The sequence below is a fragment of the Fulvivirga maritima genome, from assembly GCF_021389955.1.
GTDB classification, from domain to species: Bacteria; Bacteroidota; Bacteroidia; order Cytophagales; family Cyclobacteriaceae; genus Fulvivirga; species Fulvivirga maritima.
In genome coordinates, this window is record NZ_CP089980.1 from 1,659,142 (window position 1) to 1,674,876 (window position 15,735).

Here is a 15,735-nt window from a genome sequence, read left to right on the forward strand (position 1 = left end):
TCTGTTATTTTTGTTTACTTCCTATTACTTCTACCGACTGAATAACAGTACCTACCTCTACTTGGTGTACCACCTCCATGCCATCGGTCACTTGTGCAAATATAGTATATCTGCCATCTAAATGTGGAGTAGGAGAATGAGTAATAAACCACTGCGTGCCTTCTGTATCTTTACCAGCAGAGGCCATACCCACCGATCCTTCCTGATACCGAAGATTGGCCATCTCAGAACGAATAGAATAATTTTCTCCGCCATAACCATCTCCTCGGTTACAGCCGCCTTGAACCACGAAGTTAGGGACTACCCTATGAAAATTTTTGCCATTGAAATACCCGCTTTTTGCCAGTTGCACAAAATTAGCCACTGAACCAGGGGCCTCATTAACCAAAAACCTCATAGTAATATCACCTTTATCTGTTTTCACTAAAACTTCCTGATTTTGAGGTAGGTCCTTAATCAGATCCCAGTCTATAGGGTGATTAAATTCATTTACAGTCACAGGCACTTCATCCTTCCCTTCAAAGTAAGCAATGGTTTTATTTAAGACTTGCAGTGCCTCATTGTCTTTAGGCAGAGAAAGCTTTGATTTAGCTGTGTAAAGAAAATTGATACTATCATATTCTTCCTTAAAATGATAAGTAGTGTCAGAAAAAAGCGTGGAAGTAATAGCCACCATAGCAATATCTCCGGTTTCCATTGCTTGCTTAAAAATATCAGCAAACGCAGGTTTTAGCTCATCAGGAAATGAGGGTTGCATTCTTAAAGATGCCAATGCTTCCATGCCAGCAGTGGAAATAGCCGGATGCTCTGCTGCAAAGGTTTTGGTGATAATGTACTCATACCCTTTCAGATAATCTGACAGTGCTGTTAATAAAGCAGCTTTAAAATATGGATTGTCACTACTTTCATACTGCTCTTTTATTTGTCTGAAAATATCTGATTTGCTATCGGTTATTTTCAAGGCTGTGCCGAGCAATGTTGCTTTTACTCTCCAGTTAGCCGCCTTTAATGCTGCTTCCGTAATATAAACTTCATCTGAAGAATCTGCCTTTTCATAAATCAGATCTGCGGCCGTAATAGCCACATTAACATTTTTATCAGTCAGTCCATTATACAAGGCCACTTTTATATCTTCGTAGTCATAATTATACAGTACTCTCAAGGCATTTACCTTAACACGGTAGTCATTATCTCCTATAATCTCTTTAGACAAAAGCTCCACTACATCTTTGGTAGTAATATTTTTAAGAGCAGCTGCAAGAGCCATTTTCACATTCTCTGATTGATCTCTGGTAAATGCTGAAACAATGGTCTTTTTATATTTATTTAAATCCAAGCCCTGAGTTCTTGCCAAATAATGAGCCGCTCCCAAACGAGTAAGATAAGAATTACCACTATCTAAAAGGTTTACCGCCCACTCGGTAGTAACACCATCATGCACGCTCCTGAGTCCTGCTCTATACAAGCCCCAAGCCAGGCCTTGCTTAATATCATCATCAATAGGACGCTTATACAAAAGTTCAATCTGAGGTTGTGTTACCACTTTACCCAAAGCCTCTAAAAGCTCATTTTTCACCATTACGCTATCTTCTCCACTAAGGGCCTGGGCCAAAAGTTTAACTGAACTGCTATCATAAGTCTGCCCCAAGGCATAAGCGGCGGCCTTCCTTACTTTGGCATTATCATCATTAAGCACAACACCCAATTTGGGTATAGCCATACTATCTTGCACAGAGCCGAAGGCCTCAGCGGCCAGCTCTCGATATTTTGGATTATCGCTATCCAGGTAAGCGAGTAAAGCTTCAGTATCACGCCTATCCGCCAGGTCGTAGATCTCTACTATAGTAGAATCAGAAAACAGGTTAGCATGGGTAACAGGCTTCTGTACTGTAGATTCACAGGCGGCTATACACATGATAGCTCCAAGTAGCCATAATAAGGATAAGTTTTTAGTTGACACAGGTAATAATGGTAATTGGTGAATTATCAAATATACAAATTCTCAATTTTACCCATAATGAAGATGGTTAAGCGGCAGTGGAATGTTAAGAAAGGCCTTCCTCAAGCTAACCTGCTAACATTGTTATTTTAATATCCAGTATTTACAATACTCAGAATTCATGCAAATAAATAACCTATTGAAGCTCGTAACCTGTTCATATTTAAGTAATAAACAATTATTTCCTATATCAGTAAAGAAAAACCCTCATTATAAGATTCATATATCAATAACAATTCTGGGAATTATAGCATGAGATTAAACATTAGGCCCGCTTTTTCACTTATCATATCTATAATTAACTGATTTTGTACATGGGCTTACTCATTATATATCTGCTATTAGCAATACTCATTTCCTTTCTATGCTCAGTGCTGGAGGCTGTCTTACTTTCTATTACACCTTCCTATATAGCCTCTTTAAAAGAAAAAGGCAAATATGCTTTGAGTGAAAAGCTTGGTAAAATGAAAGATGAAATAGACAAGCCCCTTGCTGCCATCCTTTCTTTTAACACCATAGCACACACTGTAGGGGCAGCAGGAGTAGGAGCTCAAGCAGCCATTGTATTTGGAGACGAATATCTGGGAGTGGTATCTGCTGTACTTACTATTCTCATTTTAATTTTTTCAGAAATAATACCGAAAACTATAGGGGCAAATTATTGGAAGTCTCTGGGCAGGTTCACTGCTTCAACACTGAAAGTTCTTATCTTCCTCATGTACCCGCTAGTGCTTTTGTCTCAAGGCATAACAAAATTACTTTCTAATGACGAAGTTAAATCTTCTATCAGCCGAGATGAAGTTTCTGCCATGGCAGATATAGGACACAAAGAAGGCATCTTTCAGGAAATGGAATCTCGAATGCTTAAAAACATGGTGAGATTCAGAAATATTACCGCCGAAGACATAATGACCCCAAGAACAGTAATGATAATGGTCAGAGAAAGCCATACCATCTTAAACCTGTATAAGAATAAAGATTTTTCAAAATTTTCCAGGATTCCGGTCTTTTCTGAAAACCGAGATGACATTACCGGTTATGTACATAAAAATGATGTACTCACCGAGATGGCAGAAGATAATCATGAAAAAAAACTTTATGAAATAAAAAGAGACATTACCATGATCTCAAAAGATATTCGGCTGCCTGTTTTGTTAGATCAATTTCTGGAAAGCAAAGAGCATATTGCACTGGCCACCGATAGGTATGGAGGGGTTTCCGGACTGCTCACCATGGAAGATGTAATGGAAACTTTACTAGGCGAAGAAATCATGGATGAGTATGATAATGTGGAAGATATGCAAGAGTATGCCAGGATAAGATGGAAAAAAAAGGGCCATGAAACTCGGCATAATTGAAGAGCAACAGTCACCGGATAATAATAGCGAAGACGCAGAAGAAGTAGTACAGTTTGGCATTACAGGAGGGCAGCCTCCACATGAAGAAAATAACGAAGACGAAGAATCGAAAGAAGCTTAATCTTCAAGAACTTCTTACATGTTATTAATTTTTTAATGCAAAAAATTCCCAAGGTTTAAGAGACTTTTATACTTTTACTCATCTATAGCGGGTTACAATACTTACTTTTTTGCTATTATTACCTATGAAAGGTTTAAAGTTTCTACTTTACATTTTTATTCTTGTCTTACTGGTTGTCCTATTTCTAATTCCTTTTTATTATAGTGATATCAGTACATTGATATCAGACATCAATAATGGACAGCAAACACTTTCCTCTGTTTGGGAACGAACAACAGGGTATTTTGCCAATGTAGACAGCTGGAATATTCTTGGCTTCTTCTTTTTGGCTGCCACCATTTTGGTAATACACAGTGTTGTAGACCATTTTGTGCTTTATAAACTGGATAAGTTTTATTCAGGTACTTTTTTTCTGGATGGTTTACTATGGATGGCCAAAAGACTACTAAGCTTAGTTTTTACTACACTACTTTTCATTTTTATGGCTAACCTCTTTGTAGATTTTTACTCTAACACAAGAATAGCCTCAAAAACAACTGATCTGGAAAAAAGGAAATACACAGTATTACTATTAGGCACCAGTAAAATGTTGCAAGATGGTGTACACGAAAACTTCTATTACACCGCACGTATCGATGCCGTAAAAGAACTATATGATGCAGGTTATATCTCTAAAATACTAATTAGTGGAGATAACAGCACTGCAGATTATAACGAACCGGCAGATATGATGCACAGCCTCGTAAAACGGGGCATTCCTAAAAAAATCATTAAATTAGATTTTGCCGGATTCCGAACCTTAGACTCTATTGTTCGTTCCAAAAGATACTTTGGCATGCAAGATGTTGTAATTGTAAGCCAAGGATTTCATTTGCAACGAGCATTATTTCTCTCATGGCACTTCGGTGTAGATGCCCGCGGCTACGAAGCCAAAGGCGATATGAACTGGGCCATGTTTGTGAGAGAACATCTGGCAGTACCAAAAATGATTCTGGATATAGCTGTATTAAACACGCAACCAGAGTATGGTACTACAGGAGTAAGGCGGCAAATTAATTTCGGTCAAAGAGATCTTGTTTTTATTGCATTTATACTCATATACTTAGGTATAGCAATATACCTTTCTTATGATGCTTTCGACTTTGGTAAAAAAAGAAGAACCGTATAGATATATATAGATCAAAATCTTTGATATTAGCTAAAAAATTTCAAAGTTAAGGGATTAAATCACTGATTCATGAAAAATTCATTCTTCAGGTTATTTTTTATTATTGCCTTTTCGGCTACTTTTTCATCTCCATCTTTTTCCCAAAAGATTGAACCGATACCAGTAAAACAGTTTTACATGGATCGGGTAAATAGAAATTTACAATTTCTATGTAAAGAGGCCGAATGTTTAGACAATGTGGTAGCAAATGACCGAGGCCTGTACATCTACTCCACCAGCCAAAAGGTTAATAAGCCAGAATTTGTACTTCACTGGCGCGAAATGCCTCACTTTAACGAGCTGTTGGAAACTAAGACCAATGAAGAAATTATAGATATCCTTAAAAGAAAAGGAACTCAATATTTCTACGGAATCAATGATACCCACGTGGACCCTGCCAAATATCCTGTAAGTGAATTTAAAGGCTTAAAAATAGCGCTTGACCCTGGTCATATGGCCGGTAACTTTGAGCAGGCAGAATTTGAAAAAAGGTACGTAAAAGTAGAAGGCAAATACTATAAGCAAAAAAGAGATATTTCCTTTTTCGAAGCCAACCTGGCTTACACCACCGCGCTCAGACTAAAAGAAATGCTTGAGGACAAAGGTGCTAAGGTAATGCTCACTCATGACTATGGTAAAAGCTCCATGGGTTCTACTTTTGAAGAATGGAAAAATTCCAGTACCAGAAAAAATGATATCGTAGCAGGATACAAAAGTGACTGGTTCAATCGTGAAAAATTAGACTATTTTTTATCAGGAGATGCCACTGACTTTATGCTTTTCTATGATGTGTACAGAAATATGGATTTTGTACAAAGAGCCAATAAAATCAATGAGTTCGACCCTGATCTGACACTAGTTATTCACTTTAATGCCAGTGAAAATAACCCTAGATATAATGATAAGTACCTTAAGCCTGTAAACAGTAATTACAGCATGGTATTTATTCCGGGTTCATTTATGGGCTTTGAGATAGATGGCAACGAACAACTAGATCAAAGATTTGAGCTATTAAGACTGTTAGTTTCTCATGATCTGGAAGAGTCAAACGTATTTGCTTCTAACATAATAAAAGCGCTTAACGATGAGCTTAAAGTAGAAGCTGTACCGGTAGATAATGACTTTGGCTTTGCCGAAAATTACTCTATCCTTTCTGACCTTTCTACTGGTGTATACCACAGAAACCTGTACTTAACCAGAGTAGTAAAAGGACCGATTGGCTATACAGAAGCTCTTTATCAAGATAATGTTGATGAAATACCATTACTAGGTAAAACTGATTATACAATAGAAGGCATCAGAACCAGCAGCAGAGTGAAAGAGGTTGCTCAAGTGTATTTCAGTGCTATTGAACACTGGCTAAACTACAATCAGGAATATTCTAAAACACTCGATGCACTGTATGAAGATAAATACGGTGATGAAGAAGCCTATCAGGAATTCTTAAAAGAAAAGAAACAAAAGAGGTAACTAGCTGATTTCTGGTTAATTTCAGGCCATATTTTTAACTGGCCTGATCTTTGGTTAAGTTTAACTACTTCCAAATATAATTAATTATGAAAAAGACTATTTACCTACTATACAGCCTCTCTGTATTATTTTTATTAAGCGCATGTGGCGAAGGAGATGTGGGACCTCAAGGTCCGCAGGGTCCCCAAGGGCCAGAAGGCCCTGAAGGTCCAGGATCGTTTATTTTTGAGTATGAGGATGTTGACTTCACAGCAGAAAACGATTATATTGTAATATTACCTTATCCATCGGATTTCGAGGGCCTTGATAGTGATATAGCTCTTGTATACATGTATAATGGAGTAGAGGAGGGCCTTGATGTATGGACTCCACTACCTAACACATTAATTACTGATAACGGAATACTTCAGTACAAGTATAATTTTACATTGGGAGATGTAAAGGTATTTCTAGATGGTGATTTCGATCTTGATCTTTTAGAGCCAAATGAGACCGATGCATGGATTATAAGAGTAGTGGTAGTGCCTGGCGAATTTTGGAGCACCACAGGCAGACAAGATTTATCTTATCAGACAGTAATAGAAGCCTTAGGGTTAGAAGACCTTCCTTCTCCAGGAGCATCAAAAGGAAGAAAATAAATATTTAAAAGGCTGTTTCAAAAGTAAAAGTTTAGTCAAACTGAAGCACTCGAAATGATCATTATTATGATCAGTAAACATTTCGACTATCTCAATAAGACATTCACTAATCTAGTTCTGCTTTTGAAACAGCCTCTCTTTATTATAGCTTACTGAATCCTAATTCCTATTTTTTCCATTAGCTTACTAGCATTAAAGCTCTTGCATAAACCTTCTTCCAGCTTATAGTTAAAAATGATTTCATCATTCTCTATTATACTATTAAAGCTATAGTTTTTAACACCTTCTAACTCGTTTTCCAGCTGTCCAAGATCCAAGTCATGGGTAGATACAAATCCCATTGCTTTTTCATCTACAAGTTGCCGTACAAGCCCAGAGGCTCCTTTGTGTCTATCAATAGAATTGGTTCCTTTGAGTATTTCATCAAGCATAAATAACACTGGCCATTTGCTGTCTTTAAGCAGATCTAATAAAGCGCGTATTCGTTTTAACTCGGCATAAAAAGAAGAGGTATTATCTTCCAGGTTATCTTCTGTACGCATACTGGTGAAAATCTGAAACACAGAAGTTTCCATTTCACTGGCACAAACAGGAGCACCTGCAAGTGCCATAACCATATTTACGCCTAATGTACGTAAGAAGGTGCTCTTGCCTGACATATTAGAACCTGTGATAATATTAATGGTTCCTTCCCCACTCATTTCCAGATCATTATTTACTCGGGTACCAGGTGTAATAAGTGGATGCCCCAGAGCAGTGGTTTTGATATTATAAGCTCCCTCTGTAACAGCAGGGAAATTATAATCAGGGTTAGCATACGCTACTGCCGCAAAGCTCGAAAGCGCTTCTAATTCTCCTATGCTTTCAAACCACTTATTAATATCTGCCTGTTGCTCCTTTTTCCATTTCTCAGCTCTTAATACCAAATGAATATCCATCAAAAAGAAAAGGTTAAATATGGCATAAAACCAATTAGCTCGAGACTGGAGGAAATCTAAAATCTTATTCAATTTTAGAATAGAAACTGAAGCCTTTACATTTTCATGAACAAATACTTGCCTTAACTCTGCCAGCCTAGGAGCTTTAAATTCTTTATCTTCAATATGGCTGATCATTCTTCCATAAGCGCCTAATACCTCGGTTCCGGCAGAAGTCTTTTCAGTAAGATTGGTTACATATTCCACAAATCGTTTTAGAACTACACCATTTATAGCCATCATACCAATGAGAAAGTATATGCTGGTACCTAACCATATCACGCCAGCCATGCTGGCTAAGGCAAGCCCTGGAAGCACGTATGACAGCACCTTAGGCCAGGCCTTATGAATCACCTCATTAGGCTCATTAATCCAGTTAAGCAGTACTTGTGTCTTGCTATCATCTTTCTGACTGGTCATACCAGAGGCTTGAAAATTTTGCCGCCAGCTAAGCTCCGGAATCAGTTCCTTTACAGCCTCTTGTCGTGAAATAATTTCATTACTATTGGCTGCATTTTTAAGCCAGTGCGCCAGAGTAGCCCTACCGCTGGGCGTGTCAGACCTTTGAATAAATTGATATATTGAATGCTCTCCAAAAACATCGAGATCTTTAATATAAGGATGTGCAGGCTCTAAGAAGTTAAGTCCGGTATCTATACCCGAAAAATTATATTCCAACCTCTGAAGCTCATGATGATTAATAAGCATAAGTGCTCTGGCATTATCCCTTTTTTGCCCCAACTTATTATGATATTTTACTAACAACACAAATACCACTAAAAATACTACCGAGCTTATAAACATACCTGTAACCAGACGAGCATTGGCAAGCCACACCACTAATACTAAGGTGATTAGGAAAATAATTATGCGCAAAGCTGATACAAAAGCATGTTTCCTTTCGAGCTTTTGGAAGATATTTTCATAAGAAATAGCCTTGTCTGAAAACTTTTCTTTTATACTATTGCTATTTTCTGTCATTTTAAAACTGTATATTCATAATAACTTGAAACCAGTTTGCATCTATTATACGTAGATATAAACTTTAAAATAATGAACTCGTTCAACCAAAAAATATTCATGCCAGTTTACTCTGATTTCACAAAACTTGAAAATGGCATTTATTTAAATAAAATTAATGCCGAAGGTGCTAAACCTGAAATATTCGATCAATATTTAATAGATTGTAAGTCATTTCTGGAAAACCTGGAGTCTAAAATAGTAGTTATTGCTGACTTAAGAGTAGCTAAAATAATTACAGTAGACCAAAAATCACAATTAGCCTATTTTTATAGGGAACACAAAAAGCTTATAAGTGAAAAACTCCTGGGGTTAATCTATGTAGCACCATCTGCTCCCATGAAAATAACCCTTAATACGGTGTTTTTTATATGTTCACCCGCCACAGACTATAAAGTGGTAAGCAGCATGGAAGTAGCTACTAACTGGGCCAGGAAAAAACTTATAAGCGAAAAAACTCAGCCTTAAGAAAATATATTGTAGGCTATAAAAGCAGATACATAAGCTAATGCAGTCATATACAGCAACTGAATAAGTGGCCATTTCCACCCTTTAGTTTCACGGTATACTATAGCTAATGTACTCATACACTGCATAGCAAAGGCATAGAATATTAATAATGATGAGCCCGTAGCCAAGCTGTAGCGAGGTCCTCCTGTATCAGGGTTAATCTCACGCTTCATTCTATTCTTTATGGTCAATTCATCATCAGTTTCACCTATACTGTAAATAGTAGCCATTGTACCTACAAATACCTCACGGGCAGCAAAGGAAGTAATCAGTGCTATACCTATTTTCCAATCATAACCCAATGGCTTAATAACAGGCTCAATAGTCTTACCGAAGATACCTGCATAGGAATTCTCCAGCTTATAAGATTCTATCTTATTATGCAGTTGCCGCTCTGTTAGCTGCTGATTCTGGGTCTCTGCCATTACTACTTCCTCGGCTTTATCTATCCTATCACCTGGGCCATAAGAAGCGAGCACCCACAATACTATTGAAATAGCAAAAATGATTTTACCTGCCTCAAATACGAAGGTCTTAGACTTCTCGAACATAGTAATACCCACATTCTTCCATCTTGGCATTTTATAAGTAGGCAGCTCCATTACCAGGAAGCTTCTTTCTTTACTTCTAAGAATGAGTTTCATAACCCAAGCAGAAATAATAGCAGCCAAAAAACCTAATAAGTAAAGTCCCATAAGCGCCACACCTTGCAGGTTAATAAACCAGAACAAACTTCTGTCTGGCACAATAAGCGCTATCAAAATGGTATAAATAGGCAAACGAGCAGAACAGCTCATTAGCGGTGTTACGAAAATTGTAATTAGCCTTTCTTTCCAGTTTTCAATGGTTCTGGTAGCCATAATAGCAGGTATAGCACAGGCTACCCCAGAGATAAGAGGCACCACACTTTTGCCGTTAAGGCCGAATTTACGCATGATTTTATCCATAAGGAAAACCACCCGTGACATATAGCCTGTCTCTTCCAGAATAGCTATAAAAGCAAAAAGAATAGCGATCTGAGGAATAAATATTACAATACCACCTATGCCCGGCACTATGCCTTCTGTAAGCAACCTGGTAAGTACTCCAGGTGGCAGGGTATTGCTAAGCCATGTGGCCAGCTCAGAAAAAGTAAGATCGATAAGATCCATTGGCACTTCTGCCCATGCAAATATCGATTGGAATATAAGGAACAGGATCAGGAAGAATATAGCATAGCCAAAAATCTTATGCGTAAATATTCTATCGAGTCTCTGAGTCCAGTGTTTAGGAAGCGTAGTAAAGTTCTCTTTTACTGATCCATCAATAAAATGATTAATGGCTGCATACCTATCCAGCGTTTCTTTTCTTCTAAGATCATCTCTTGAGAAGTTATGTTTTTCTACCAGATCAGTGAGTAGATTCTTCTCATTTTGCGTTAATGACTGGTTGATACGATGTTGCTGCAGCATTTGATAAGCTACATAGTCCTCTTCAATTGAGAACATTTCTTTTACCGAGTCAATAGCCTCTGGTGCGTGCGATCTGGCATCGAAGATAGGACTGAAGTGGTAGTCCATATCATTTAGCAAGGTGTTTTTTAGTACATCAACACCTTTACCTTTCCGGGCTTTCATAGGTATAACGGGTACACCCAATTCTTTAGAAAGCTTCTTCTCATCTATGCTGAGGCCTGTTTTTTCCACAATGTCCATCATGTTAAGCACTAACACGGTAGGAATATGCAGATCATAAAGCTGAGTAAATAAAAGTAAATTCCTCTTAAAATTAGAGGCATCTACAATTACCACTACAATATCAGGATGGAGAGGGTTGTTCTTGTTTCCTAGTATATCGAAGACGATTTTCTCGTCTGTAGAGTTGGGATAAATACTGTAGGTACCAGGCAAGTCAATAATTTCTGCCTTATGTGTAGCATCCAGATTACAGATGCCCGTTTTTTTATCTACAGTTACTCCGGGGAAATTTCCTATTTTCTGGTTTAATCCAGTGAGGTGATTAAAAAGCGATGACTTGCCAGAATTAGGATTCCCTACTAATGCAATTTTGGGAATGGTCCTTTTTGACATCTACTGAATAGAAATAGTAATAGCTTCGTCTAATCTAAGTGAAAGATTATATCCTGACACACTTACACAGATTGGGTCTCCAAGAGGCGCTGCAAAATTATATTTGATGGGTTGGCCGGGTAAACATCCCATTTCCAATAGCTTCAAAGAAAGCGTATCATCCATAAAGCCATTAATTATTCCACTTTCTCCCGGGGTCAAGTCTACTACACTTCTTGTATTCACCTTCTTTTATTTAGATTAATTACAAACTATTGCGAAGATATGACCTAGCGGCCTTTTTGCCAAAGGTTTAATTCAAAATAAGATCATTAATTTGACTGATTTTTGTCATTAACTTGCGAAATGAGCACATTTTTAACCTTTTAGCAAAGTCAAATGTTAACCAATAAAAAGTATGCCTGAACTACCTGAAGTAGAAATGTACCGTAGATATGCGGAAAGCACCGTACTTCACAAAAAAGTAATTAAAACAGAAGTCACCGACACCAAGCTCCTCAAGGTATCCATACCTACATTCAAAAAACATATAGAGGGTCAATCCTTCTCCGCCATCACACGAGTAGGAAAGTATATCTTCATAAAAACCACAGGAGCAAAATACATAGTAGTACATTTTGGAATGACTGGCAACTGGCAATATTTTAAAGACGAAGAAGATATTCCCAAATACTCAAAAGTACTTTTCTACTTTGATAATGGCTTTAAGTTATCATACATCAGCAAAAGAAAATTCGGCTGGTTAAACCTCACTGATAGCATAGAAAAGTTTCAGCAAGATAATAACCTAGGCCCTGATGCTCTAGACACTAGCATGGAGGCATTCATCAAAAGTTTGGAAGGACGTAAAGCTCCAATTAAAAGCTTTCTACTTAACCAAAAGACTATGTCTGGCATTGGCAACTGGATGGCTGATGATATACTTTACCAAAGCAAAATGCACCCGGAAACGCCAATAAACCACCTTACCTCAGATGATAAGAAAATCATTTATGAAAAAATTCAGCATGTGTGCAAAGTAGCCATTGAAAAGGACGCTCATTATGATGATTTCCCTCCTTATTTTCTAATCCACAACCGTAAAAAAGGAGGTAAATGCTACCACACAGGAGATGAACTAGAAAAAATTACAGTAGGAGGAAGGGGCACTTTTATAAGCCCGAAATGGCAAATTAAAAAGTAAAAAAAGGGCTATCTCGAAAGTAGTTACTTGATTATTAAATATCAGATTGATGTACTCGAAATATCTATCCATTCATACTGGATATTGATTTCAAGAAAACTGAATCTGACTTAAAAGTAACTTTTGAGTTAGCCCTTTTCGTTCAGGTTATATTTCTTTAATCTTTCTTTTTGAAAAGATCTTTTATTTTATCCTTAGCTTCTTCTTTTACCTTATCCATATCTACTTTAGGTTCCTCTTTTTGGGTAGCTGTAGTATCTGATTTTTTGTTACCCAGAATATTACCAATTACCTCTTTAGCCTTCTCATCTTTCACCTTGTCCAGCAGATCAGAAGCGGCTTCTTTTACTTCTTCCTTAGCCTTTTCTTTAGCAGCTTCTTTTACTTGTTCTTTCTGTTCACTGCTTATTAGCGTAGCCTTTGGATCATCATAAGTACCACCAATTCCAATATTTAAAGGAATAGTAGAACCTGAAGAGTTTGACGTACCAGAATATTGAGCTATAAGGCTATTAAACTGAGTACCTAATTTACCCGCAGGTACATCCATCTTTAAATTATAGTTAATACCTCCATCTAAAGCCGTAGTACCTGAAATATTAGTAGTATAATCTCCCAATTTCACATCAAACGGCTCCACTTTAAGCTTACCATCTTCTATTTTAATAGACATCATAACATCTTTAAGCGTTACCTGATCAGTATTATTTAACTTAGTAAGACTAGTAATGCCCTTCACTATTTTTGAGTCTTTCATAGAAGCCTGAAGAACTTCTAATACGCCGCTTCCATTTACAGTAGCCATTTTAGGCATCATTTCTTTATCAAGAGCACCGCTGATTTTAAAGTCAGTAGACACATCTCCGTTTACAGTTTTAGCTATAGGAGCATATGTTTGTACTATACTAAATGTTTGGAAGGCCTTTTGAATAGAAAGTTTCTCTATACCTAATGAGAAATTATACTTAGGATCATTAATGTCTTTCGCATTATAATCACCATTTACGGCAAAGGCACCGCCAAGCAAATTAAATTTCAAATCACTAAGGTTAGCAATACCATTACGGACTATAATATCACCCTTAGCATTGGTAATATCCATGTCCATTACTTTCACGGTTTTAATATTAGAATGTAATACAAAATCTATGTTTTCTGGTACTTGTATTACTCCATAAGAAGCTTCTTCTTCTCCTATAGCAGGCGCAGGATCTTCCTCTTCTTCCATAAACTCATTCAAATCCAACAGGTTAGAGTTGAAGTTCATAGTACCTTCTATGGTTTGGTTATCACCAAACATGTAGCCTATATAATTAGAAACTGACCCAGTAATAGCCATATCACTTTTACCTACAGTTCCTTTAAAGTTCTCAATAGCCATTTTCTGAGGATCAAAAGATACAGCGGCATTGGAAATGGTAACATCGTAAGGCAACTCACTATCTTTATAAGTAAAGCTCTCTACGCTTACTTTACCGCTAGTTGGTAGATTTTGATATCTCTCTGCTTCCAGCTCAGCCATATTACCTGCTGTTTTAAGATCAGCATTAATTTTTCCGGTAAGCTCCATTCCTTCAAGTGGGAATACCTTGGTAATTTTTTCAAGGTCTATACCACCTTTAGCATTAACATCCCAAGTATAGTTATCCAGATTACTCACTACCAAGCCGGCCTCAAAAGGCTGACCATCCATAACCATCTTAAAGTTTTGAACCACCGCTTTGAAATCCTTCATTTTACCGGTAGGATCTTTAATACTGGCATCAAACCCTAAGTTTTCTAAAGCATAAGGGAAATCAGAAGTCTTAACATATCCATTTTTCATGCTCATGGTAGCATCAATGCTTGGTATGATTTGCTTCACGCTATCATATACTCCTGAGGCAGACATATCAATATTAAAGTTTCCTTTTATAGCCATCCCTTCCATAGGAAACATTTTGCTAAGCTCCTCAAGGTTAAGACTCCCCTTTACATTAGCATCCATGTCATAATTATAAAGGTTCTTCAAAAGCAGCTTAGCATCAAAAGGATTGCTGCCAAACTCCATGTGTAGCTGTTTTAGGTCTACCACAGTATTATCAATAACTCCGTCAGTATTATCTACAGCCAAATCCATATTTATATTCTTAATGGCAGTAGGCAAGTCAGGATATTGAAACATGGCATCATTAACCTTCATATTAACATTAAAAGCAGGCATATGTAAACTATCATAAACCCCTTTTACACCGCCATCAAAGGCAAGAGTACCTTCTGTTTGGATATCATTAAAACTTTCTGTGTACACACCTGGTACTAGCGAAAGCAGACTCTTAAAAGTATTTTCTTTGGTACCATAGGTAAGGTCCATATCCATGCTGCCATCTTCCAGCAACGCCAGATAACCATCAAAGCTTAAGGCAAAATCATTCACCTTAGCGGTATTCTCCTTAAAGGTGTATTTACTATACTCATCACTGATACTCAAAATAGCATCAATTTCTACATGCTTATTGGTAATGTATTCTGTTCCGTCAAAATCAACAGTAACCGAATCAGCAGTGGTATAGGTAGTTAAATCAAAAATATCTTGAGTGAAATCTCCACTACCTGTGTGATTGAGCTCTTTTAGTTCGAGCTTAAATGGTAGGGACTTGTCATCATAAACAACGTGGCCATTATTAATCTCCCAATGATCAATACCAATATTATAAGCCACAGCGGTGGTATCTACAGTAGCCTCCACAGCGGTAGAATCAGAAATAGCTATATCATAATTTGCTCTTCCATCTTCCAGCACCTTGATAAATACTTCAGGTCGGTTAAGCTTAACCCCTTTAATTTTTATCTGATCACCAAAGAGACTAAACAAATCTACCTCCACCTCAAACTGCTGTACAGCAAAAAGCAACTGTCCATCAAAAGGAGCATGATTCAAAACCCCAAAGTTATTGAGGTTAGCTGTAGCATTAGGGAAATTTTTAAATAATGAGATACTAAAGTCCTCAACATCCCAGACTATATCAGCATCTACAGACTCAACCAGGGCTTTATCTATGCTTGCTTTTATCTCATCCTTAAATGCTATGGGGATGATAAATGCAGCTGCCAACAGTATCAAGATGATACTACCAAAAATAATAAGGACTTTCTTCATGTTTGCTAAGATTTTATTAGAAACAAATTTAGCAAAGATTAATA

At 37.2% G+C, this 15,735-nt stretch carries 12 protein-coding genes; 7 read left to right on the forward strand and 5 right to left on the reverse strand.

Annotation, left to right across the window (positions count from 1 at the left end):
* Window positions 1-4 precede the first annotated feature (4 nt).
* Window positions 5-1,960 carry a peptidylprolyl isomerase gene (locus tag LVD15_RS07000; protein ID WP_233779583.1) on the reverse strand — a complete coding sequence of 652 codons (1,956 nt, stop codon included), beginning with the start codon at window positions 1,958-1,960 and terminating at the stop codon, window positions 5-7.
* A gap of 353 nt (window positions 1,961-2,313) precedes the next feature.
* Here LVD15_RS07000 and LVD15_RS07005 point away from each other — a divergent pair, with 353 nt between their 5' ends.
* The 5 genes from LVD15_RS07005 (at window position 2,314) to LVD15_RS07025 (ending at window position 6,793) form a co-directional block, all read left to right on the forward strand.
* Window positions 2,314-3,357 (forward strand): CNNM domain-containing protein, encoded by a 1,044-nt coding sequence (locus tag LVD15_RS07005; protein WP_233779584.1) that lies wholly within the window; start codon window positions 2,314-2,316, stop codon window positions 3,355-3,357.
* Entirely contained in the window at window positions 3,338-3,478 is a 141-nt protein-coding gene (locus LVD15_RS07010; protein WP_233779585.1) for a hypothetical protein, read from the forward strand. The genes LVD15_RS07005 and LVD15_RS07010 overlap by 20 nt, the downstream gene beginning before the upstream one ends.
* Window positions 3,479-3,602: 124 nt before the next feature.
* Entirely contained in the window at window positions 3,603-4,646 is a 1,044-nt protein-coding gene (locus LVD15_RS07015; protein ID WP_233779586.1) for a SanA/YdcF family protein, read from the forward strand.
* A gap of 69 nt (window positions 4,647-4,715) precedes the next feature.
* Window positions 4,716-6,155, forward strand: a complete 1,440-nt coding sequence (locus tag LVD15_RS07020) for an N-acetylmuramoyl-L-alanine amidase (RefSeq protein WP_233779587.1) — start codon at window positions 4,716-4,718, stop codon at window positions 6,153-6,155.
* Between the two features lie 86 nt (window positions 6,156-6,241).
* Window positions 6,242-6,793 (forward strand): hypothetical protein, encoded by a 552-nt coding sequence (locus LVD15_RS07025; protein ID WP_233779588.1) that lies wholly within the window; start codon window positions 6,242-6,244, stop codon window positions 6,791-6,793.
* A 149-nt stretch (window positions 6,794-6,942) separates the two neighbouring features.
* On the opposite strand, the gene LVD15_RS07030 is transcribed toward LVD15_RS07025, so the two are convergent.
* Complete coding sequence (locus LVD15_RS07030) at window positions 6,943-8,751, reverse strand: MutS-related protein (RefSeq protein WP_233779589.1); 1,809 nt, start codon at window positions 8,749-8,751, stop codon at window positions 6,943-6,945.
* Between the two features lie 72 nt (window positions 8,752-8,823).
* Between LVD15_RS07030 and LVD15_RS07035 the strand changes: the two genes are divergently transcribed.
* Window positions 8,824-9,258: a hypothetical protein gene (locus LVD15_RS07035; protein WP_233779590.1), complete on the forward strand. Its 435-nt coding sequence runs from the start codon at window positions 8,824-8,826 to the stop codon at window positions 9,256-9,258.
* Here LVD15_RS07035 and feoB read toward each other — a convergent pair.
* Together feoB and LVD15_RS07045 are read right to left on the reverse strand one after the other, a co-directional pair.
* A complete protein-coding gene (gene feoB / locus LVD15_RS07040; protein ID WP_233779591.1) occupies window positions 9,255-11,369 on the reverse strand; it encodes a ferrous iron transport protein B in 2,115 nt (704 codons plus the stop codon). The genes LVD15_RS07035 and feoB overlap by 4 nt on opposite strands.
* Window positions 11,370-11,594 carry a FeoA family protein gene (locus LVD15_RS07045; RefSeq protein ID WP_202241582.1) on the reverse strand — a complete coding sequence of 75 codons (225 nt, stop codon included), beginning with the start codon at window positions 11,592-11,594 and terminating at the stop codon, window positions 11,370-11,372.
* A 172-nt stretch (window positions 11,595-11,766) separates the two neighbouring features.
* On the opposite strand from LVD15_RS07045, the gene LVD15_RS07050 reads away from it, so the two are divergent.
* On the forward strand, window positions 11,767-12,552 hold the full coding sequence (locus LVD15_RS07050; RefSeq protein WP_233779592.1) for an Fpg/Nei family DNA glycosylase: 786 nt from the start codon (window positions 11,767-11,769) through the stop codon (window positions 12,550-12,552).
* Between the two features lie 157 nt (window positions 12,553-12,709).
* Here the strand turns inward: LVD15_RS07050 and LVD15_RS07055 are convergent, their stop codons facing one another.
* On the reverse strand, window positions 12,710-15,691 hold the full coding sequence (locus LVD15_RS07055; RefSeq protein WP_233779593.1) for an AsmA family protein: 2,982 nt from the start codon (window positions 15,689-15,691) through the stop codon (window positions 12,710-12,712).
* Window positions 15,692-15,735: the final 44 nt, after the last annotated feature.

Bases quoted from the DNA above. Each gene is read 5' to 3' on its own strand.
- LVD15_RS07005 (WP_233779584.1), top strand. From the start codon at position 2,314: ATGGGCTTACTCATTATATATCTGCTATTAGCAATACTCATTTCCTTT.
- LVD15_RS07010 (WP_233779585.1), top strand. From the start codon at position 3,338: ATGAAACTCGGCATAATTGAAGAGCAACAGTCACCGGATAATAATAGC.
- LVD15_RS07015 (WP_233779586.1), top strand. From the start codon at position 3,603: ATGAAAGGTTTAAAGTTTCTACTTTACATTTTTATTCTTGTCTTACTG.
- LVD15_RS07020 (WP_233779587.1), top strand. From the start codon at position 4,716: ATGAAAAATTCATTCTTCAGGTTATTTTTTATTATTGCCTTTTCGGCT.
- LVD15_RS07025 (WP_233779588.1), top strand. From the start codon at position 6,242: ATGAAAAAGACTATTTACCTACTATACAGCCTCTCTGTATTATTTTTA.
- LVD15_RS07030 (WP_233779589.1), bottom strand. From the start codon at position 8,751: ATGACAGAAAATAGCAATAGTATAAAAGAAAAGTTTTCAGACAAGGCT.
- LVD15_RS07035 (WP_233779590.1), top strand. From the start codon at position 8,824: ATGAACTCGTTCAACCAAAAAATATTCATGCCAGTTTACTCTGATTTC.
- feoB (WP_233779591.1), bottom strand. From the start codon at position 11,369: ATGTCAAAAAGGACCATTCCCAAAATTGCATTAGTAGGGAATCCTAAT.
- LVD15_RS07050 (WP_233779592.1), top strand. From the start codon at position 11,767: ATGCCTGAACTACCTGAAGTAGAAATGTACCGTAGATATGCGGAAAGC.
- LVD15_RS07055 (WP_233779593.1), bottom strand. From the start codon at position 15,691: ATGAAGAAAGTCCTTATTATTTTTGGTAGTATCATCTTGATACTGTTG.